Here is a 21,282-nt window from a genome sequence, read left to right on the forward strand (position 1 = left end):
CTCTAAACCGGTTCGGATTTCGAAGACTTACCCGCTTTCTTTGCTGTGCTTGCAACATCATCTATTGTTTTTTCCACAGCTTCGGCTTCGGTTTCCGCTGCAAATGCTGCACATCGGGCAACTGTTTCGAACCATTCCTGAGCGTCAGCCACGAGGCGTTCGGCTGAATGCTTCTGCCACTCTGCTATGGATTGCAGTGCTTTCGCCGGATCAGTCGGGTCTGCAGCAGACGCCGAGCGCGCAGCTTCTAGCACGGTTCGAACAGCCTCGTGGCGCCTCTCAAACCAATGTTGAGCAAAGGCCTCTGCCTCTTTCAGTGATTTCTCCTGCGTGTCCCAGAATTGCTCAAGCTGTGCGCCTAAAAACGGATTGGCCGTAGTAGTCGGCTGCATCTGCTTGAAAACATCAACAAGTGGGTTGGAGTAACTTGATTTTGGCTTCTCTTCAGGCATCGGAGATTCCTCCTCATCTTCCCAATACTGAATGTTACCAAATCCCGTAGAAAATAACCTTAATGTAGATCAACCGGCGTCAACAACGTAGGCAGTGGTCCTCTACAATCTAATGGCAGCATTTGTACCAACCTACTCGATTTGTATGGACTCAAGATAATAAATCACATTTGCCAACGGCACACCTGCGAACATTGGCTGGCCGTCAGGCATGGTCAGCGCAACTTTTTGGTCCGAATCCAAAGCTGGTCCAAAAATGGGCATTTCTCCGCCATGCGCGAGCAATGGTGCGCGACCATCAATTTGACGCGCCACCTCCTCAATCGGAAAAACACCGTCGTTTTGGGCCGCAAGCCTGGTCAGATCAGGCGTCCTTATTGCCAGCATCTCCGCCATTGGACCATCTCCAGTGGCCTCGAAACCATGGCATTGCCAGCAATAGGTTCTGTAGAGATTGTGCCCGTTTTGAAGGTCAATATCCTGCGCCAGTGCAGCACTTGCAGCAAATATTGACAAAAGAAGTCCGCGATAAACTGGCATTTGTTCCTCCTCGAACGTCAGCATTTCGCGTTTAGACTACGCGGTATTGAGCGAACGCTTCATTGATCTCGCTCATATTCAGCCTTTGAGTACCAGCTGGGAAAAACTGCGACGAAAGTAAGTACACTGCAGTCGGTTCCGCTTGGCTGGTCGGTTCTTGGCGACCAATGACATAGATCAATTCAAAAAGGTACATTACATAGTAAAGCATGAATGTTTCAGCGGGATTGCCGTTCATCGCCTGCATCCAAATCAAACATGGTGATAAGCGGAATTGCAAAAGCGTGGAAATTCCACCGCAGGGGCTCGGAATGAATGGTGGCGAGCCCCTCGTTAGTGACTGGTGTACTTAACCGCGCTGTAGCTCGGTACACAGGCGTTTGTTCATTGAGGAGTGAAGCCAATGCATACGGCCGATCCACCGACACCTAAACTCCGACGCGCGCTTACTGCCCCGTTGCTTACGCTTTACGGACTAGGTGTCACCGTTGGTGCGGGAATCTATGTGCTTGTCGGTGCCACCGCCGAGGTCGCTGGTCCTTACGCCGCTGTTTCGTTTCTCATTGCAGCGCTCGTCGTTTCGCTGACGGCTTTGTCGTACGCCGAACTCGCAACCCGTTATCCCGTAAGCGCGGGAGAAGCGGCATACGTCGAAGCTGGGTTTCAAAGAAACTGGATTGCCGTGTTGGTGGGTCTCGCCGTCGCTGCTTCGGGAGTGATATCGGCTTCGGCCGTTGCGATTGGAGCGGCCTCCTATCTTCACACCCTGACCAACCTTGGCACCACATTGCTTACGATCGGCATCGTGTCGGTTATGGGACTGATTGCACTCTGGGGCATCGCGCAATCAGTATTTGTGGCGGCAGTGATCACGATCATCGAGATTTCGGGGCTTCTGTTTGTGATTGGCTGGGGCATGTCCGTGCAGGATCCGCAAGGCTATGCGTTCAGCGAGACGATTCCAGGTTTTGAGATCAACGCTTGGCGGGGCATTTTTGCGGCGTCGCTTCTGGCTTTCTTTGCCTTTGTTGGATTCGAGGACATGGCAAACGTCGCCGAAGAAGTAAAAGACCCAGTTCGCACAATTCCTAAGGCAATTCTGCTGACGCTCGTTCTGGCGACGGGTCTGTATCTGGCGACCTCAATTACGGTCCTGCTTGTTGTTCCTATCGATACCTTGTCGACGTCGACTGCCCCGCTTGCTTTGGTTTTTTCAAATGCACCCGAAGTAATCAAACAGGGGTTTGCCGCAGTCGCAGTCGTTGCAACAGTCAATGGCGTCCTGATCCAGATGATAATGGCGTCGCGGGTAATCTACGGTCTTGCCGACCGGGATCATCTGCCGAAAATACTGGCGAGTGTCCCGCAGGTAACCCAGACACCAGTCGTCGCAACCCTGCTGGTTGTGGCGCTAATCCTTCTACTGACCCAAACACTGCCGATCGGCACCCTAGCAGAACGCACATCTCAGATCGTCTTGGGGGTGTTTGTGCTAGTCAATTTCTCGCTGATCTTTTTGAAGTTGAAACCGGATTCAACCCGACAACATTTCCACGTACCTCTTGTCGTGCCAATCCTTGGTGTTCTGACCAGCACCCTACTTTTTGGCGCCGGGTTTCTTTGAGAGAAAATCCGACGGCGTTAGGTCGCCAGAACGGGATCCGAATGACATATGAACACTGATCGACCTACACTTGGAAGGCGGCTCTCTGACTGGTGGCACCGGACATTCGTTGATCTGGTCGCGCAATTACAATGGTCCTACATGCCACCGTTAATGGTGTACTTCGCGGCCGGAGTTTCGGGACTGACATCCGTCGTTGGCGCGTTTTTCCTCAAGGACTATCTGAATCTATCTGCTGCTTTCGTGGCGGGCTTGGCATTTTGGGCCGGATTGCCCTGGATTTTGAAAATGCCGCTTGGGCATCTGGTGGATCTGTTCTGGCGTTGGAAATCGCTGCTGATATTGGTTGGCGCGTCTCTTATCACGGCCTCGTTGCTTATCATGTATGGACTTGTGACCGCGCCTGCCCAGATGGCCGGGGTCATGCTGCCTGAGCATTGGTATGTCGTTGCCTTGATCCTGGCACCTTCTGGTTATGCCATTCAGGACGTCGTGGCAGATGCCATGACGGTCGAAGCGGTACCACAAACCAACCAAGACGGGTTCGCGTTTACGCATGAAGAAGTTCGTGCCCGCCACACTACTATGCAGACCCTGGGCAGGATTGCGATCATATCCGGGTTTGCGGGAGTCGCAGCGGTTAACATCTGGATTTTTTCGGGCGCGGAGGATCTGGAGAAAAGCGATCGTTTGGTTCTCTACGGTCAGGTCTATCTCGTCGCTCTGGTTGTCCCCTTACTGTCGATCAGCGGAGTGGTTCTTCATGCTCTGATACAGCGTCGCCTCGTTAGTCTTGGGCACCTTCTACACAAACCGGATCAAGCCACCGAAGTAAGGTGGCCAATACTGCTGGGAGGTCTCGCGTTTGTTGTACTCAGCGTTGTGTTGGGAACCGCAAATTTCGCCTTTGCGCAAGAGACTGTTTTTGCGGTTTCGCTCACGGTCATTCTCTATCTCATGTCACGGCTGCTAAGGGAACTGGAGTCGAAACAGGCCAAGGTTCTGATCGGGACGGCGACAATCATTTTCGTTTTTCGCGCGGTCCCGTTGCCTGGTCCGGGATTGACCTGGTTCGAAATCGACGAGCTTGGGTTCGACGAACAGTTTCTGGCAATTCTGGCGCTCCTGACCTCACTACTAGCGCTGCTTGGCCTGATCATCCTCAGACCGTTTATGGCCAGTCGTTCCATCGCGCAGGTGGTGGTACTGCTCACCATTGCCGCCGGAGTGCTGGCCCTGCCTAACCTTGCTTTATACTACGGAGTGCATGAATGGACGGCCGCGCACACAGGCGGGGTTGTGGATGCAAGATTCATCGCCATACTCGACACAGCCGTCGAGTCACCGCTGGGTCAGATCGCGATGGTCCCGATGCTGGCCTGGATCGCACGTAACGCCCCGACACATCTCAAGGCGACCTTTTTTGCTGTCATGGCGTCTTTCACCAACATGGCATTGTCGGCAAGCAGCTTGGGCACAAAATACCTAAACCAGGTATTTGTCGTGACTCGTGTCGTGACCGAACCCAGAACGGGTACAGTTGCATCCATCGCTGACTATAGCCACTTGGGGAATTTGCTGATTACCGTGGGCCTGATCTCTGTCATAGTCCCACTGATTATGGTTTTTCTTGTGCAAAATTCACCATATCGGACAGGCGAGTGAATACGCGGATCAGTCGCTTTCATTGAGAAGTGTCTTGAGGTGCGACACCGGAACGCCAATATTCGAACCACCAAACTCGGGTAAGATCGCGGCGTTGATCGCAACCACCTTACCGTTTCGGTTCAACGCAGGTCCCCCGCTTCCTCCAGATGTGGTCTCTGCATCATAAACAATGGCGCCGGGACTGGTCTGGGCTACGATTCCCCGGCTGGCCAGGGGTCGGATTTTATTTTGTTCCGAAAGATGGGTCGCAATTGTCCAGAAATCCACGGCGCCTTTATTCTCTAGCGTTTTCAGAAAGCCCGGACCGGCCTGCGCGATAAGAGCCTTCAGGCCGGTTGGATATCCAAGCAGGAAAACTTCCTCTCCCGCTCGCGGTGGCTCATCTGCAAGTAACAGCCCAAGACCCCGAACGCGTGTGGCGTCGATAGAGAGAAGCGCCAGATCTGCGGTTTCGCTTGCTTTATGCAAGACAGCCTTAATTGGCACAGTTTGATCAGGCAAATAGACCAGCAAACTCAGCATCTCGGCCTCCAGCGCTGCGGCCTGAAGGGCTTGTGCACGGTCGCCAGTCGTCCAGGGCAAGGCAACATGACGGTTGGTCACCAACAGAGGCGGGTCCTGTAGAAGAAACCCGGTTCCAGTAAACTGAAACTCAGCAGGTTCGCCCATCGCATCTGGTTCGAGCCACGGTTGTCCAAATGGCGTTTGCAGATTCTTTCCATCGGGGCCAACCACATGCCGCAGCAATTTCCCGCTTTTGATCTGCCGCAATCCATAGGCGCCCTGGACGAACGCGACGGAACGCGTAGAGGCTGTGATAATCCGCGTTGATGCGCCTGCGCGTTCCTCCAGCGTGCCAAGACGCTGCTCAGTGGACAGCACCTGACTCTCGAATGCGTCTTTGAGTGCACCCAAATCCTCTGGCGTCAACGAGTCTTCCCGGGTCTGTGCCAGCATAACGGCAACTGCTTCGATCTTTCGGGATTCTCGTTCCAGGCTGTCCGCCAGCTTCCTGTCGTTCTGAAACAGTAAATACCCAAATACGGCGATCAGAAGGATTGCGCCAATAACGGTGATCCTGAAGAGAATTGTGGTTTGTGATGTTAGCCGACGCCCACTGTCGCGCAGTGCACCGGAAATTTTCCTTGGAAAGGGTCGACGGCTTGTTCTCGCATATGCGTACGCGTCGCTTAGGATATCCTCGACCGTGCGATGTGCAGGGAATGAGTGTTCGCATACCCTGTAGCGGGACATCGGGCCTTTTTCGCCGAATTCGATCATGTCACCGTGCCTGAGGTCAGCCGAAGCGACCTTGTGACCGTTGACCCAGATATTCCGATCAGACAACGCGTTTAACGTGTAACCGTCATCTGACCACTGAAGAGTCGCAATGTCTTCGTCATAAGCTGGCACATCTTCTTTCGGTCTCAGCCTCAAGGTACGGTCCGGACTGACCGAGGCCGACACAGCGTTGTCGGCAAGCCAGACTACGGTCCCGCGGGACGGGCCAGTCAAGCTCTCCAGGAATGCGCGGACATTACCGGTATCAACTCCTGTGTCGCTTTGGTCCGGTGTCCGCATGGCCCATCTCTGTTTAATAGCGCTATACCCACTCTATCATGGGCAAACTCGAAACTTCCACGTTTGGCAATAAAGCACACATTCAGAGTATGCCCGGAAGCGGTTCTCCGGCGGTTAATTGTTACCGTCGAGTTAATTGCAAGTAGGTGATGCCATCAGGAGAAGTCCAATCACCGACCGACCAGCCTTCTGTACATGTTGACCCGATCTTGGTGAACGTGCGTGCGCTTCAAATTTGCTTACTTGGATGAGACCTTGATCTTACGCAAGCGGGTGTTCTGTCAGCCGCCTAGTTTGGCTCAGGTGCAAAAACTTATTTAGGTCTCTTGTGCAACCGAGCGTCTAAAAAGCAGCAGACTTGTTGCCAGAAGGATCGCGCCCAAGCACGCCATCCATACAAACTCTGCCCAGACCGTCTCGATCCCGGCACCTTTGAAAATGATGGACTGACTGGCTGACATGTAGTGACGGGATGGGAGGATAGATGTTCCAATCTGAAGCCAGCCGGGCTGCCCTTCGATTGGCGTCTCTCCTCCTGACAGCATCAACATTGGAAGCACCGTCAGCATAACCAAAAGTGCGAATTGAGCCATTGAGCGCGCAATCGTCGCAAGAAACACCCCAAGCGCCGTCGCCGTGAAGAGAAAGAGAACTGTGCCAAATAAAAACAACACCTTCGATCCCGCGATGCTGATCCCCAGGAAGTCTTGCATAACAAAGGTCAGCGATAGGGCGGTCGCTACCAGAACCACCGCCGCGTTTGCCCAGATCTTGGCGACCGCAATGTCAAATGGAGTAAGCGGCATCGCCAGCAGGTGTTCGATTGTTCCATGCTCGCGCTCACGGATCATGGCAGCACCGGTAAGGATTGTGGTCAGCCACATGATCTGACCGATCAACGCGACGATACCGGCGAAACGAACAGTGTCGCGATTTGGATTAAATGCGCTGCGCACAATGATATCGATGGGCGGCGGGTCTAACAATTCTGCTCCGACGGCAAAGCGCCGGATCTCGGCGCTCAAGATATTGATGATGTAGTTCGCTCCAATTCCGGCCTGCTCCATCGCTGTCGCATCGATCAAAACCTGAATTTCTGGCGCGCGCCTGGCTCGAACATCTTTCTCGAACCCTGGTGGCACTGCGACTACGAACAGGAAATGCCCTGCATCCATCTTTTCGGCTCCGGTGCCCGGTGCGATCTGGACAACGGGTTGGAATTCAGGCGGAAAAAACGCTGAGGCAAGCGAGCGTGAAAGAGGCGAGCCATCCTCGTCGGCAAATGCAATGGATGCATTGTTGACCGAGTTTGAAACGCCCGTTGCCTCCATTACGGGCGCCAGCGTGAATGACCAGACAAGCAGCGCCATCATCACCCAGTCGCGCCGAAGGCTCATCATTTCTTTCAAACCAAGCCAGAATATGCGGGACAATCGTTGCATTCACTTCTCCTGCGCTCGGAGTAACAGTGCAGCGATCAAGGTTAGCGCGGGCCCGAAACAGGCAAGGGCCAAAAGGTCGGGGGCAAGTGCATCCCAGCTAAGACCTTTGGTGAACGCGCCGACGTTTAGATGCAGGAAATAGGAAGAAGGCCAAAGCGATCCAATCGTCTGAGCGCCGCCTTCCAACGTCGAGATCGGTTGTAGCAGCCCGGAGAATTGAATGGTCGGCACCACCGACGCGATAGCGGTGGCAAAAGTTGCGGCTACCTGGCTCGACGTTATGGTCGCAATAAGCAGTCCATAAGATGTGGTTGCCCAAACATATAGGAAAGCACCAATTGCAAGCGGCACCGGATTTCCTTTTAGGGGCACGCCAAAAATGAAGATCGTCATCGCTGCCAAAAGTAGGAAATTGACGAACGCTATCGCGATATAGGGGATCTGTTTGCCAACCAGAAATTCGAGCCGCGTCGTTGGCGTTGCGTAGAAATTGGTGATCGTGCCCAACTCTTTCTCCCGCGCGACACTAACAGCCATCAAAACGGCTGGCAGCATTATCAACAGGATCGCAGGCATGGCAGGGGCCATTGCAGCGATACTTTCAAAGCTTTGATTGTATCGGAAGCGCGGTTCGATGCGAGCGATTTCGACCGACTGCTCGCCACTTTGGCGGGCCAGTACTTCCAGAAACGTACTGTGAAGCCCGGCCACATAGCCCTCTATTGTCTCACCCTTGAACGGTATCGCACCGTCCACAATTGCCAAGACTTCAGTTGGCTCGCCGGCGCGCAGCTTGCGACCAAAATCGGGTGGAAGTTCGACAGCCAGCGAGATGTCTCCTTTGGCCAACCGCTCGCGGCCGTCTTCAAAACTGGCCAGTGGCACCGTGGGGTTGAAATAGCGCGAACCAGAAATCTCGGCGATATAGGTACGACTCTCAGGCGTTTGAGACAGGTCGAGTACCGCGAAATCCAGGTCTTCTATGTCCAGAGTGATCCCATAGCAAAAGACCAACATCAGGATCACCGAGCCAAGGAAAGCAAAAGCCAAACGGACGCGATCGCGCAGAACCTCGGTTGTTTCGCGCCGTGCATAGGCCAGTATGCGCCCGATACTTCCGGCAGCGCCCGGGTTGACAGCATCAACCGAAACATTGGGTGCTGCTACCGGCGCGGGCGGCTCAACGCTCTCCAGGACAGCGATGAACGCACCTTCCAGACTGTCCGACTGCGCCGTTGCGATCAACTCATCTGGTGTACCTTCAGCTAATACCCGGCCTGCATGCATGAAAGAAACGCGATCACAGCGCTCCGCTTCGGTCATGAAATGTGTCGAGACGAAAATCGTTACATCATCGTCTCGCGACAGCTCGATTAACAGCGCCCAAAACGAGTCGCGCGCCTCGGGGTCCACGCCCGAGGTTGGCTCATCCAGGATCAACACCCGAGGCCGGTGGATCACGGCGACGGCAAGGGAAAGACGCTGCTTGATACCCAGCGGAAGCGCCGACGCCAGCGTGCCCATATGTGCCTTCAGGCCGAAACGTTCGGCCAATTCATCAATGCGTTCCACACGATCCGTGATCGCAAAGATACGGGCGTGCAACTGGAGGTTTTGTTGAACGGTCAGCTCGCCATAAAGCGAGAATGCCTGGCTCATATACCCGATCTCGCGGCGCATCCTTAGATCGCGCGCATCCACCGGTCTGCCGAACAGCAGCGCCTCTCCCTCACTTGCTGGCAGAAGACCTGTCAGCATTTTCATGGTGGTTGACTTGCCGCAACCGTTTGATCCGAGGAAGCCAAAGATTTCGCCTCGGTGGATCGAGAATTCGACGTTGTCGACGGCAGTAAAATCGCCAAAGCGCCGGGTCAACCCACGCGCCGTGATCACCGGGTCTGCACCTTGATGATGCATAGGTACCTTGTTCGACACAAACCGGGGTTCCCCTCGTGCCTGTAGTTGCCTGTAAGATGTTTCAAGATCCCGGGCTTTACCCTTCAGCTTGGCAGGGGGGCCGTGAAATATCACCCGACCGGCATCCATCGCTACGATAAAATCGAATTGTTCGGCTTCCTCCATATAGGCCGTTGAAACCAGAATGGAGAGACCGGGCGTTTCTTCTCGGACCGCGTCTATCAGCGCCCAGAATTGGCGCCGCGACAGGGGATCAATTCCGGTCGTCGGTTCGTCCAGTACCAGAAACTTAGGGTCGTGGATCAGCGCACAACACAGTCCAAGTTTCTGCTTCATTCCGCCCGAAAGTTTGCCCATAAGCCGGTCCGAAAAGGGCGCAAGTCCGGTCGCTGACAGCAAGGCCGCGATCCTGATTTCACGTTCCTGTTGCCCCTGTCCGAAAAGACGTGAAAAGAACTCGAGATTCTCACGCACAGACAGTTCCGCGTATAAGTTGCGGCCCAACCCCTGCGGCATAAATGCGATCGCCGGGCACACGCGGTGACGGTGCGCGCGGTCACCTATCGATCCCCCGAGAACATCAATTTCCCCGGACTGAAGTTGCTTTGCGCCGGTAATCAATCCCAGCAGCGTTGACTTGCCAACCCCGTCTGGCCCGATCAATCCGATAAGCTGGCCAGTTGGCAGAACCAGCGAAAGGTTATCCAACGCAACATGCTGTCGGTACGTGTGTGTGACACCGTTGATGCAGAAACCAGATGAGCCCCCCTCTGCGCTCATTCGAACAGCTCGGGTGGAATTCGTCTATCCAGAACGTCTGGCCACGCGCCATCGGAAGTAAGTCGGATCACTGCAATGCCGCGAAGGCCGGTCTTCACATGCTCAATCCGCGCCGTAACCAAATCCCTGGGAATGCGAACCCGAACGCGAAACACCAGCTGCTCCCGTTCGCTCAAAGTTTCTACCTGCTTGGGAGTAAATTGAGCTTCGGGAGAGACGAAGGTTACGGTTGCTGGGATGGCAAATTCCGGCAACGCATCAAGCACGATGCGCGCCTCGGCACCGATGGGCAATAGCCCCGCTTCGCGTGCAGGCAGGAAGACCTCCATATAGACGTTTTCCAAACTGAGTAACGTCAAGATCGGTTCGCCCGCTCCAACTACCTCGCCGGGCTCGGCCAGTCGATACAGAATACGCCCCGGCATGGGAGCGATGAGAGAACCATCCTCTATTTGTGCCGCAATCCGGCGCACCTCGGCCTCTGCGGCGGCAATCTGGCTATCCGCCGTTGCAACCCGGGCCTTGGCCGCGCCCAGCACGGCATCCGCAACCTGAAACGCGGTTTCACGATCCTCAAAGACAGTCATCGAGATATTCTGACCGGCCAGCAACGCCTTGGCCCGGTCAAGCTCCTGCGAAGCGCGACGCTGCTGGCTTTCTCGCTGGATGACCACGGCTTCGGCTTCGTCCTTGGTTTGGCGCGCCAGCGCAACCTCGGCACTGGCACGGTCAAGGGCTGCAGATAATTCATCTGTATCCATTTCAACCAGCAGTTCACCCGAAGCAACCAGGCTGCCCTCTGCTGCCATGACCCGAGCAACGCGCCCGGCAAAGGTTGGAGCGATTTCTACTTGTTCAGCCTCGATCCGCCCATTGCCCTGTACAAACCCAGCCGGCAATTCATCACTGTCTTCTGCGACGAAAAAATAAACAGCTGCACCTGCAAGTAGGAGCGCTATGGCGGTCAGAATTGCGCGTACGTTCTTTCTCATGGCCCCGCGCACATTTGTTAATTTCCTATTCTAATTTAGCTCGCTCTCGACGTGATGCCTTGAGTTGGATCAAACAGGTTCTATCTGATGATTGTCCAAGTGCTTATCGGGTACGAAATTGCGGCACAGGTCTGGTTGTTGGCCCACATCCACGGCCCAATGAGGCTTTCGGGGTGTGACTCTCTATGACGGCTGCGCCAAATTGGTCGCAATGATGCGCAAGGGCAAGCATCCCGAAGTCGAAATAAATGCCCAGTTGTCCATCTGTCGTGTCAAAGCTCTTACGAGTCACGCTTCCAACGTTCAGATAAAACAAACACTGCGTCAGCGTTGCTGGCTGTCGTTCCTACTTCGGCAACATGAAGAACTCTTCAAGTACAATTTTCCCATCTGCTACCGAATAAACTGCGATCTCGCACAAGGTCATGTGTTGCCCTGTAGCCTTCTGCGTTACGTTAACCTTATATCGAACACCGAAGCGGTTTGGGGGATGAACATAGGGGCCATCCACGTCGAATTCGACGATTTCATGAGCTGCCAGCCAGTCCTCTCTTTTTCCCTTTATAGCATCCCGGCCCTTGGTGATGCGAAACTGTCGAACCGGAGGCACAACCGCCTCAATAGATTGAGCGTTTTCGGCATACATTTCACCAACGTTTGCAAGACCTCTGCGATCACGCATTGCCTGAACGAATGTTCGTCCAATCTCGACTAATTCTTCCATGATAGCCCCCCAATTTCAGCCTCAACTGTATCACATCGTACCTTTGCCAATCTTGACAGGGATCAATAAAACTAGATGTTCGCGAAGGATTTAGATCAGGATCGTGAGGACGACTTGCACAGTGGAAATGAGCGGCCCAATTCCCGGCGCCGTCTTCAGCCAGTGCGCTATTAGACAACGCCTTCAGAACCAACTGTTTCCGATCATTTCTCTCCGGCGGGTGCTGAAATCGAAGAAGCGGATCTTACCGATTTGTTCCGCCAAGATAAGCAAACCAATAGGCCAAGGCAACTCCTCCCGCCCCGCCGACAATGTTACCCAGAGTGACCCATAGCAGATTGGCCGCCGCTGCGAAAACCGGCACAGTTGCTCCCGCTGCCCAGCCCTGCGGGAAGAAATACATGTTGGCAATCGAATGCTCGAGCCCCAGCAACACAAATGCAGAGACGGGCCACAGGACCGCTAGAATTTTTCCGGCGACGCTCCGGGCGGCGAAGGACAGCCATACGGCAAGGCAGACCAGCCCGTTGCACAATGCGCCGCGGGCGAAAGCCTCCATCGGTTCCAACCCCGCTTTGGCATCGGCTACCATTATGGCAGTGCTACCCATCGGCCCCTCGAGCAAGCCGGTCAGGGCGAAGGCCAATGCAAGCCCAACGGCACCCACGAAGTTACCAACGTAGACGATGCCCCAACTTCGGAACAGCAGCCGCAGCGGTATCTTGCGATCGACCGCTGCGATCACCATCAAAACATTTCCGGTGAACAATTCTGCACCACCTGCGATCACCAGGATAAGGCCCAGGGAAAACACTGCTCCTCCCAGAACGCGGATCGGCCCCGAAGCGCTGTCTGCCCCCGTGACCGCCATCGTATAGGCCGCTGCGCCAAACCCTATGAATGCTCCAGCCAGCATCGCAAGAACGAACATGGGTGCTAGTGGCAGCTTTGCCTTTGCGACCCCGGCAGTCTCAACTAACGTTGCAATTTCAGCGGGTTTATGAGCATCGAACAGGGCCGGGGGGTTCATGTGGCGCTCCAGAGTTGGCACGAGTTTACGTAGCAGGAAGTTTAATCCTGTCTTCTGACCTTGAACTAACGCGCAAATAAAACCGGAAGCCTATCTGTTCCCTCTGAGTTCGGATAGTTCCTCCTAACACAGTTTGGCGCGCGGTCATGGCCATAGGTACCCATGAGATCTACTTCAGCTTCCGCTTTCGCGAGATCTCAACGCAGAACTTTTCGATCCTCATCGTTTAGCGCCGATTGGGGCCAAGTTTGAAAATCAGGCAACGGTTAGAACAGCACAAGTGGCATTCTGACTGATGCCTAGAGAGGTGCTCCCTTGAATTAGGCTCCCAATGCTTCCCAATCCACGGCGGCCCGTCACAATCAGGTCAGCTTTGCATTGCTCGGCACATGCGATGATCTGGTCGACGGGATCACCGCGTTGGGTATACGTTTGCGAAACCGTCTGATTGTACTCTTCGGCGATCTCTCTACCAGAGGAAATAATCTTGTTTGCTGCCTGCTGCACCTCTTCGTCTGAAGGCATTGTCGTGACGGCGTGATAGCCAGCCAATGCGCCCATTGCGAACGCCACGGTTTGGGGCTGAGGTGTATGAACAAGGTGAATTTGGGAGCCATATTTGCTTGAAATATCACAGGCAACGCGCAGAGCTGCTTCTGACGCCTCAGATCCATCCAAGCCAACTACGATCTTTTTGAACATGTTGCACTCCCTCCTTAGTGAGGAGTTAGTATGGGCGAGCTTGCAGTAGTTAACTTTGACTCAAATCAACACTTTTCACTGCAGGTTCGAGCGTAGTCGTCCGTCTATTTCCAGAAGATACACGGTAACTGAACCAATTTTGAAAAATGTTAGGAGTTGCAAACGGGTCATCCCAAAGGGGCAAGAGCGCATAATTATTGCGAAAAACCTCGCGCAGACGCTGCATTTTTTCAAAGGGTATCAAGTTAAGCCCAATGATAAAGATCAAGGGAAATGGCGAGAAGATTTGCTATTAGGGACGTGCGTTTCAGTTCGTTTGGCAAGGACGGCAGATTGCCCACGACATGAGTTTCAATCTTATTTCTGGGAATACAAAGATGCCTTCCTCTCCGCCTTGGGTTCGCCCAGTTACGATAGCCGCATTACTCTTTGGTCTCCTTACCATTTTCTCAGGAGGAACAGCCCTGTTTGGGGGGGCTGCTGCCAGAGCTGCAGTCGGAGATGCAGTTCTATTCGTGCTTTGGTTCAATTTTCTGGCTGGATTTATCTATTTGCTAGGCGCTTTCGCGCTCCATAAATCCACAATCTGGGCACAACGAATTGCCTGGTTGCTTGGCCTATCTACACTATTGGTGTTCGTTGTTCTGATACTAGTGGCACTTAGTGGAACGCCGTTTGAATGGCGAACGGTCGGCGCAATGACCATACGCAGTGCATTCTGGTTAACTTTAGCTTTCGCGCTTTCCAAAACCGCATAAGCCAGCCAATGGGTGCCTCACCCGCGCCCAAATAACTTGGCAAGACAGGCACTTTTGATTGGGATCAAGGGCCGAAACGAGCTGTTTCGACATAGTTGGTGCGTTTTTCGAACCGATTTGCAGGAGGATCGGAATGACTGTGCTGATTGCCTACGGTACCCTAGAAGGCCAAACGGCTAAGATTGCGTATTTTATCAACGATGTAGTCAGAGAAGCCGGCTACGAAACGAAGCTGATCAACGCCGGCGGTCACCCCCGCTGTCTGTCTCAGCGGCAGCTTGAATAGCACCTTGATCGACAGGCAGAATTGGATCGCCGCATTCGAAAAGACCGGCTGTGACAAGGCCGACCTTCGTGCGCCGCGAGCCAGGTCATGTCCTTGTCCAGCCAGACAAGAAGTGAGCCGCGCTCCTTAAGCGCAGCATTGTAGTCGGACCAATTCGTGACGCGTTAACGGGCGGAAGATGGCTTACTCATCCACACCGTTTAACCTTATGGATTCGCGTTGTGAATCCCTCGCTGCGAGAGATATGCAACAACGCCCATGTTCGTGCGAACATAGCGGTCCAACTATCAGAAGGTCATTTAAGATGAGATTGATACTCGCGATTTTGCTTCCGTTTGTGGTGTTCTTCACGATCCAACGCCCTTTTCAGGCCTTTTTCTGCCTGCTCTGCGTATTCCCAGTGAATTGCCGCGCGAATCCCAATAAAGTTGCCGCCCAATCTTGTTGACAACGTGCATCCAAACCGATGGCCTCTAATCGCCGTGCCACAGGCTGCTTGGCAGTAAGGCCACACGGCAGACCTTCTCCGCGCTTGCATCAACAAGCCCTACAAACGGCGGCAATGCACTTGAAGCAGACCCTTAATCCAAGATGCAGTGTTGTGGAGCTTTGGACAGTGGCTATACGGACAAACCAGACATTAAACAATCAATGCCCAATGTCTGGTTCTCGGTATTTGCGTCACTCGCGCCCTGAGGTGTCCCACCAATGCGCTTGCATGAACTGAGGGATCGCCATCGTCGTGCCGTTCAAGCACTCGACCGTTCCGGCTGTCAGCTCAAGGGCCATCCTTGCTTCATGCGCCGTCAACAGATCAGGATAAGGCGTCTGTTTGTCAGTTGGGGCAAAACCATACCGGGGGTAGAAGTCGGGGACGCCCAGCACGAACACAGCATCCGTTCCAATGGACTTCAGGTGTTCGATACTGGTTTCCATCAGCTCCTTGCCGACTCCATGGCCTTGATACACCGGCGACACGCCGCAAGGTGCGAGCAGGTAGCATTTTGTGTCCGGATGGTCCTGGAAGACGAACGGCGTAAACAGCAAGTTGCCTGCAATCTGCCCGTCCCGTTTGACACTGATCGAGATCGTGTCCGGGTGGCTGAGGAAGTCCTTGGCGAGTTGAGCGGTTACTTCGCCCTCTGTTTCTCCAAACGCCAGTCTGTGAACTTCCAGGATGGCATCGATTTCTGCGTGTTTCATGGTTCTTTCCTATCTTTGGTTTTTTTCGCGCACCCATCTCCCCCGCAACACGGGAGGCTCTGTTTCAGGTTCGCGAAGCAAATTTGCGTTGTCTGGTCTATTGAAAGCCTGGCTCTACACTTGTTCGTTCGGATGCCCCCACATGAGAGGCGCAGCATATGGGCCAGTCACACTGGATGTGGATTCCCCGATGCCGTCCAATGCCCTCGGAGTAAGTTCACGCGCGCACCAGCACTCAAGCGGCGCCTGCGTTCTTACAGGCGGCAATGGTTCCGTCGCAAACTTTGTCCTTACCTGTCAGGTCGAGTGCATTTCTGGTAGCGCGCTAGAACTTGACAGGAGCAGGCCGTGACGATCTCATTTAAGGGCGCACATTTTCCGAAAGACGTCATCTTGCACGCGGTCTTCTTCTACTTGCGCTACGTTGTTTCATACCGGAATTTGGGAGAAATCATGGCGGAACGTGGCGTTGATCTGGATCACGCAACGCCGAACCGCTGGGTTATTCGATACGCAGGCCTCATTGCTGAAGCAGCGCGGTACAGAAAGCGTCCCGCAGACCGTTCGTGGCGCATGGATGAAACCTATGTGAAAGTGAAAGGCGAATGGGTTTATCTTTACCGAGCGATCGACAAACACGGCAAGACACTGGATTTCATGTTGTCTGAGCGCCGGAATAAAGCCGCTGCGACGAAGTTCTTCGCCCCCGCGCTTGAGGTGAACGGATTGCCACGCAAGATCGTCATCGACAAAAGTGGTGCCAATACAGCTGGCAGCAAAGCGATCAACAAGATGCTCAAGAGCTTTGGTTGTCCGATCCCAATCGATATGGTCAGGCGGAAATACCTCAACAACATCATTGAACAGGATCACCGATTTATCAAACGAAGGATCAGACCCATGCTGGGATTCAAATCCTTCGCTTCAACCGCATCTGTCCTGCCAGGCATAGAACTGGTCAACATGATCCGCAAAGGTCAATTCACGCCCGGACTCCGTCCGTTTCAGCAGTTCATCCAACTGGCGGGATAAACTGCTCGCCAAATCCACTGATGCTTTGCCATCTAAAAAGTTTGCGACAGAACCTCCGGTAGTTGACTGCCTATGGTCGTTGCAAAAGTTTGCGACACATCCCTAGCGAGCACCTCCAAAGGATCTTGAATTCACAATGATCATTTATTCCACATTTTGATCATTACCTTGACAGTAGTAGAACTCGCCTCTGCGAACCAATCCAGTCAGCTCTTTGATTTGTTTGGCGACGAGATCGATCTATCCCGGTCTCGTCAAAGGGCTAGCCCAGATGGTTGCCAATCTGGTCGATCAGTTTTTGAGCCTCATCAACTGAAATTTCCCGCCCGCGTATCCTGAGGCGGAGTTCCCCAGATGTCACCTCGGCCTGAATTGTGCCGCCTGTGGGAAGGACAATCGGTGTCAATCGTTGCACCTGCTGCGGGCGCCCGCCTCGCGATTTAGCTTTTTCCGCGTCCGGCACGCTCTTGATCGCAGCTTCAAGCAGACCCCATTCGGATTTGGAATCCAACGGGCCGGCGCCAGCCAATGCCTGACGCAATCTGGTTTGTGCCCCGTCCCGCAATGCCGAAGCAAGCTTGAGTCCGGCCTTTTCTGACAACGACACGGGATGCTGCAGCAAATCCCCCAACGCTTCATGCACCATAGCAAAGCTACGGACCTTGGACCGTTTGGCTTTGGACGCTGCGGCAAAAAGCACATCGACAGCGGCCTCGGTTGAAGCAAAAACCCCCTGCCCTGCCGCCAGAACCGCGACGCGCCCGCGTTCATAAGGGCTGAGGTTTGAGCGCAACTCATTCTCTTCCACCATCGAGACGTAAGCGCCCTGCCCTGTTCCAGCCTCACGGACAAATGCAGGAATCTCGGTGAACCGAGCATCACTTTGGGACAGCCGCTTGAAGGCCTCCAGGCGCCGATAGCCCGAGATCAGGCCAAAACTGTCACCGACCCGGCTCACCTCGATTGGCGTTCTCAAGCCGTGAACGCGCAACGATTCCAACAGTTCCGCCATGGCTTCTTCGTCTTCAACCATCCGGTCACGGCGGATAAAATCAGGATCAATCTGATCCAGCGGTATTTTTTCCGCAATCAAACCGGCGGTCTGTGCATCGCGCCATCGAGCTGCATCACCTTGGTCCTGGGCCAAAGCGACCCTGTCTGTCACGGACGCCATGCCACCCAAAGTGGCGGCCTCCGCCGCAACCTGAGCTATTGGAGGTGCTGACGAGCTTACTTCAAACGGGCTGATCGACGGTTTCGCGGCGAAACCCGCTTCAAGCTGTTCGAGCTCTGTTGTATCCGGTGCGGTCAGTCTTCTGCGTTTAGCCATCTGCTTCTCCTCCCATCTGAGCGTCGCGCCACCAGCAACCGATCAGAACCTCTTTGAATTCTGCGTAAGTCCGGTCAAATGTTTCCCGACCCCGAACATATGTGTCGCGGTTAAAATCACGGTAGTCGGCTTCGTAGATCCCATTCACCTGCTCACCAGCCTGCCCGACCAAAGCAGTATAGTCCTGCCGGTAGGCATTCATGAAATCCCCGAAATAGGCCTGAATTACGTTCGCCATGTCTGTTTGCTGACTGGCATCAAACCGGGTGATGATTGCGCGTACAACATCCCATTCGAACTTGAGCTCAGGCAAGCCAGCTGCGCGTTGTGCCGTGTTTTCACCATCCTCGATACTGGCGAAGGTCGTATAGAGCATGTCAAAGAACCGACCCGTTGAATCAAACTCCAGAAACGAAGCTCCAAGCGGAACCAGAAGGATATCTGCAGCAGCCAGTGCATTGATCGTAAGGTACCCAAGTGCAGGAGGCGTATCGAGAAAGACGATGTCATAATCGTTGAGGATACCTTCATCCTCGAGGAAATTGGTCAGGCCGTCCCACAAAGGCCAACTTCTCAGCCCCATCCTCCACACTGGGATCTGGAACTCGGCCCAGTAAAGGTTCAACTGCGCGCCTATCAGATCAATATTTGGCCAATGGGTGTTCTGAATTACATCGCCAGGGGTCGTTTTAAGCGCTTCTTGCAAGGTCTCATCCAATGGAATTTCAGGTTGACCTGCCGCATTGCGCACGCGGTTTTCCTCGTGTACCGCCCTAGCATAGTCCTTTGCGATCAAGGGGAACACAGTTTGCCATTCATCTGCGACGGACCCGCCAAGGATCGACGTCATGGATCCTTGGCTGTCGAGGTCGATTACCAGAACTTTGTACCCGTCCAAGGCGGCGGACATGGCCAGATGGGCGGCGGTCGAGGTTTTTCCAACACCGCCTTTGAAATTTGCAACGGAAACAACCTTTGCCGGAAGCCCTTCAGGCCGGTAGGGAAGATACTCCTTCGTGCTGACGCCTTCAGCCGCAAAATGCTGGCGCAAGCTCAGGACCTCTTCCAAAGTGAACCATTTTGAACCAGCTTCTCCTTCGCCTTGAGGAAGATCAGGATTTGCTTTGAGGACACGGCGGAGATGCGCAGGTGCAACCGGAATTAGGTACTTAGTTATTTCCCAGATTGAAAACCTACGTAGCCGCTTTTCCCCATCAGGGGCATAACCTCGGCGGGCAAGATCCTCACGGCCTTTGGCGCAGAATGCCGCTGCTTTTGCGAATCGAGAGGTGCCTATAGGATCAGGTAACTTCCCGGCCGCTGTTGCGGGATCAAGATTCAGATATGGCGGTAGCGGAGGTTGGTTTGATTTGTTCACTGTCGTTGCCTCAGAGGATGTTCGCCTTAGCGGCGTATATTTAGGAATGTAGCGAACATTATCTTCTAAAGCTATCCTGCTATCGGAAGTTTTCCACAGTTTTTGCGCGCAAGGCTGGGTTTCGCCACGAAACTCTAGAAAAATGATAGAACACGCCAACAAAGAGTTTATTATTTATAGAGTCTTTAAGAGATTTAGATTAAGAATATGATAATTATAACAACAAGTTAGACCACATTAGGGACCCATTTACAGTTCCTGGGGTATCCGATTCCGGGATCAAAGGTGCCCAGATACGGGACCAAAGGAACCATTCGACAGGAACAAGGGCACCGATTCGCAGGGACGTGGATCTTCGACGCTATTAGACACTTACAAAGCCGTTTCCAGTACGTTCGATCCTGTCTGAGTCGTTCTTATGACGGGCTCGCGATGATAGGTCTGGGGATAAGTTTAGGTATATCTGTTTAGGGTACCCGTTTTCGGGATGAGCCTGATCCTGTATTTGGGCACCTAATAGAAGTTGATTGATAGGTACCTTTCATGGCAGAAATACAAAAAAGAGCAGTCAGGCAGAATCATGCCGGAAACACAAATAGACATGGATCACCTATCCGGAGCCTTGCGAAGGGAAACGGTGAAAAAGAACGTCGCCGCGATTCACATCAGCGGTAAGTTGACATTGCTTCAGCGAAAGCTGTCGAATGTCCTGCTTCTCAATGCCTATGATGCGCTGACATCTGCACAGACCCATACCATCGATGCACGAACTCTGGCGATGATGGTTGGCTATAACTCGAACGATTTTGATACCTTGCGTGCAAGCCTGCGCGCCCTGGCCGAGACTGTCGCTGAATGGGACATGTTGGATGAGCAGGGGCGTCAGGAATGGGGTGTTTCCTCTCTGCTGAGTTTTGCCAAGCTCAAGAATGGTGTTTGTGAATATGCCTACTCACCGGCGCTGGCGCAGAAGCTGTATGATCCCAAAATCTATGCGCTGATCAACGTTCAGATTCAGCGCAACTTTAGTTCTGGGCACGGATTGGCACTGTATGAAAACTGCTATCGCTTTGTGCGCATCGGGTCGACAGGTTGGTTGGCCTTGGACGTTTTTCGAAAGCTCATGGGGGTAGATGGCAGCGACTATTATACCAGCTTCAAACATCTCAACGCCAAGATCATCAAACCGGCGGTTGCCGAGGTGAACAAAAGCTCGGACATTCTGATCGAACCCGAGTTCCAAAAGAAAGGCCGGACGGTCACCGATATTCGCTTTCGGATTAAGGGAAACCCGCAAAAGGCGATGTTCGAAATTGATGACAGTGACGGTGCTCGGAATATGCAGGTGTACACGAAGCTACGTGATCAAGGGGTCTCGGATCGTTTGGCCCGACAGTGGATTTCCGAACATGGTGAAGACTACGTCGCGCAGAAACTTGATTACGTAAGGCAAAAGGGCGGAGTGAAATCCACATTGGGCTATCTGTCGGCTGCATTGCGCGATGACTATCAGCCACCTGAACCGGAACAGCCAGCGAAGCCCAGCCCCGAAGCACTGGAAGAAGCGCAGGCGAGGCAGGCCCAAGTGGCGGTTGAAGACAAAGCCTATGCCGAACGGGTAGCCGAGCGGGAGGAGCGGGCGCGGAAACTCTCGATCGTAGAAGAGCTGGTTTCGCGGCGAAACCCGACACAGAGGGACGCAGATAAAAGACTGTTTCTTGCCGGTCTAGACAACGACCTGGACCGCGAGCATTTCCGAGCGCATGCGTGGCGCTCGGGGCTGAACGCAACCGCAATCTTCGAATTCTGGCAAGAGCTAGAGCCAGACGCTTTCGACTGATCG

The 21,282-nt window shown here is 53.7% G+C and carries 19 protein-coding genes and 1 pseudogene; 6 read left to right on the forward strand and 14 right to left on the reverse strand.

The window, feature by feature from the left end; translation table 11 throughout:
• Window positions 1-2: 2 nt before the first annotated feature.
• The 3 genes from AC2FGB_RS08420 to AC2FGB_RS08430 form a co-directional block, all read right to left on the reverse strand.
• Entirely contained in the window at window positions 3-452 is a 450-nt protein-coding gene (locus tag AC2FGB_RS08420; RefSeq protein ID WP_496693699.1) for a phasin family protein, read from the reverse strand.
• Window positions 453-584: 132 nt separating this feature from the next.
• Window positions 585-992: a c-type cytochrome gene (locus AC2FGB_RS08425; RefSeq protein ID WP_142636019.1), complete on the reverse strand. Its 408-nt coding sequence runs from the start codon at window positions 990-992 to the stop codon at window positions 585-587.
• A 31-nt stretch (window positions 993-1,023) separates the two neighbouring features.
• Window positions 1,024-1,239, reverse strand: coding sequence for a hypothetical protein (locus AC2FGB_RS08430; protein WP_142636020.1), 216 nt, complete (start codon window positions 1,237-1,239; stop codon window positions 1,024-1,026).
• 156 nt (window positions 1,240-1,395) lie between these two features.
• Here AC2FGB_RS08430 and AC2FGB_RS08435 point away from each other — a divergent pair, with 156 nt between their 5' ends.
• Both AC2FGB_RS08435 and AC2FGB_RS08440 read left to right on the forward strand, forming a co-directional pair.
• A complete protein-coding gene (locus tag AC2FGB_RS08435; protein WP_281973017.1) occupies window positions 1,396-2,616 on the forward strand; it encodes an APC family permease in 1,221 nt (406 codons plus the stop codon).
• A gap of 48 nt (window positions 2,617-2,664) precedes the next feature.
• Complete coding sequence (locus AC2FGB_RS08440) at window positions 2,665-4,281, forward strand: MFS transporter (RefSeq protein WP_496693698.1); 1,617 nt, start codon at window positions 2,665-2,667, stop codon at window positions 4,279-4,281.
• 9 nt (window positions 4,282-4,290) lie between these two features.
• Here the strand turns inward: AC2FGB_RS08440 and AC2FGB_RS08445 are convergent, their stop codons facing one another.
• From AC2FGB_RS08445 to AC2FGB_RS08475, 7 genes are all read right to left on the reverse strand, one after another.
• Window positions 4,291-5,865 (reverse strand): trypsin-like peptidase domain-containing protein, encoded by a 1,575-nt coding sequence (locus AC2FGB_RS08445; RefSeq protein WP_496693697.1) that lies wholly within the window; start codon window positions 5,863-5,865, stop codon window positions 4,291-4,293.
• 317 nt (window positions 5,866-6,182) lie between these two features.
• Window positions 6,183-7,307, reverse strand: a complete 1,125-nt coding sequence (locus AC2FGB_RS08450; protein WP_496693696.1) for an ABC transporter permease — start codon at window positions 7,305-7,307, stop codon at window positions 6,183-6,185.
• Window positions 7,308-10,004: a ribosome-associated ATPase/putative transporter RbbA gene (gene rbbA, locus AC2FGB_RS08455; RefSeq protein ID WP_496693695.1), complete on the reverse strand. Its 2,697-nt coding sequence runs from the start codon at window positions 10,002-10,004 to the stop codon at window positions 7,308-7,310.
• Entirely contained in the window at window positions 10,001-10,996 is a 996-nt protein-coding gene (locus AC2FGB_RS08460; protein ID WP_496693694.1) for an HlyD family secretion protein, read from the reverse strand. Before AC2FGB_RS08460 ends, rbbA begins: the two co-directional genes overlap by 4 nt.
• Before the next feature lie 346 nt (window positions 10,997-11,342).
• Window positions 11,343-11,720 carry a SnoaL-like domain-containing protein gene (locus AC2FGB_RS08465; protein WP_496690567.1) on the reverse strand — a complete coding sequence of 126 codons (378 nt, stop codon included), beginning with the start codon at window positions 11,718-11,720 and terminating at the stop codon, window positions 11,343-11,345.
• 244 nt (window positions 11,721-11,964) lie between these two features.
• Entirely contained in the window at window positions 11,965-12,750 is a 786-nt protein-coding gene (locus AC2FGB_RS08470; protein WP_496690568.1) for a formate/nitrite transporter family protein, read from the reverse strand.
• Window positions 12,751-13,005: 255 nt separating this feature from the next.
• Window positions 13,006-13,452 (reverse strand): universal stress protein, encoded by a 447-nt coding sequence (locus tag AC2FGB_RS08475; protein ID WP_496693693.1) that lies wholly within the window; start codon window positions 13,450-13,452, stop codon window positions 13,006-13,008.
• Between the two features lie 344 nt (window positions 13,453-13,796).
• Between AC2FGB_RS08475 and AC2FGB_RS08480 the strand changes: the two genes are divergently transcribed.
• Window positions 13,797-14,210, forward strand: coding sequence for a hypothetical protein (locus AC2FGB_RS08480; protein WP_496693692.1), 414 nt, complete (start codon window positions 13,797-13,799; stop codon window positions 14,208-14,210).
• Window positions 14,211-14,343: 133 nt separating this feature from the next.
• Entirely contained in the window at window positions 14,344-14,496 is a 153-nt protein-coding gene (locus AC2FGB_RS08485) for a hypothetical protein (RefSeq protein ID WP_496693808.1), read from the forward strand.
• On the opposite strand, the pseudogene AC2FGB_RS08490 reads toward AC2FGB_RS08485, so the two are convergent.
• Both AC2FGB_RS08490 and AC2FGB_RS08495 read right to left on the reverse strand, forming a co-directional pair.
• A pseudogene (locus tag AC2FGB_RS08490) lies at window positions 14,440-14,687 on the reverse strand (transposase); the annotation flags it as partial. The gene AC2FGB_RS08485 and the pseudogene AC2FGB_RS08490 sit on opposite strands and share 57 nt — an antisense overlap.
• Window positions 14,688-15,177: 490 nt before the next feature.
• Window positions 15,178-15,699: a GNAT family N-acetyltransferase gene (locus AC2FGB_RS08495; RefSeq protein ID WP_496693691.1), complete on the reverse strand. Its 522-nt coding sequence runs from the start codon at window positions 15,697-15,699 to the stop codon at window positions 15,178-15,180.
• 348 nt (window positions 15,700-16,047) lie between these two features.
• On the opposite strand from AC2FGB_RS08495, the gene AC2FGB_RS08500 reads away from it, so the two are divergent.
• A complete protein-coding gene (locus AC2FGB_RS08500) occupies window positions 16,048-16,731 on the forward strand; it encodes an IS6 family transposase (protein WP_496693690.1) in 684 nt (227 codons plus the stop codon).
• 262 nt (window positions 16,732-16,993) lie between these two features.
• Here AC2FGB_RS08500 and AC2FGB_RS08505 read toward each other — a convergent pair whose 3' ends face one another.
• Both AC2FGB_RS08505 and AC2FGB_RS08510 read right to left on the reverse strand, forming a co-directional pair.
• On the reverse strand, window positions 16,994-18,061 hold the full coding sequence (locus AC2FGB_RS08505) for a ParB/RepB/Spo0J family partition protein (RefSeq protein WP_496693689.1): 1,068 nt from the start codon (window positions 18,059-18,061) through the stop codon (window positions 16,994-16,996).
• Entirely contained in the window at window positions 18,054-19,439 is a 1,386-nt protein-coding gene (locus AC2FGB_RS08510) for an AAA family ATPase (protein WP_281995020.1), read from the reverse strand. Before AC2FGB_RS08510 ends, AC2FGB_RS08505 begins: the two co-directional genes overlap by 8 nt.
• A gap of 580 nt (window positions 19,440-20,019) precedes the next feature.
• Here AC2FGB_RS08510 and AC2FGB_RS08515 point away from each other — a divergent pair.
• Complete coding sequence (locus tag AC2FGB_RS08515) at window positions 20,020-21,279, forward strand: replication initiation protein (protein ID WP_281995019.1); 1,260 nt, start codon at window positions 20,020-20,022, stop codon at window positions 21,277-21,279.
• Window positions 21,280-21,282 lie beyond the last annotated feature (3 nt).

The organism is Ruegeria sp. CDSC021 (assembly GCF_059610845.1).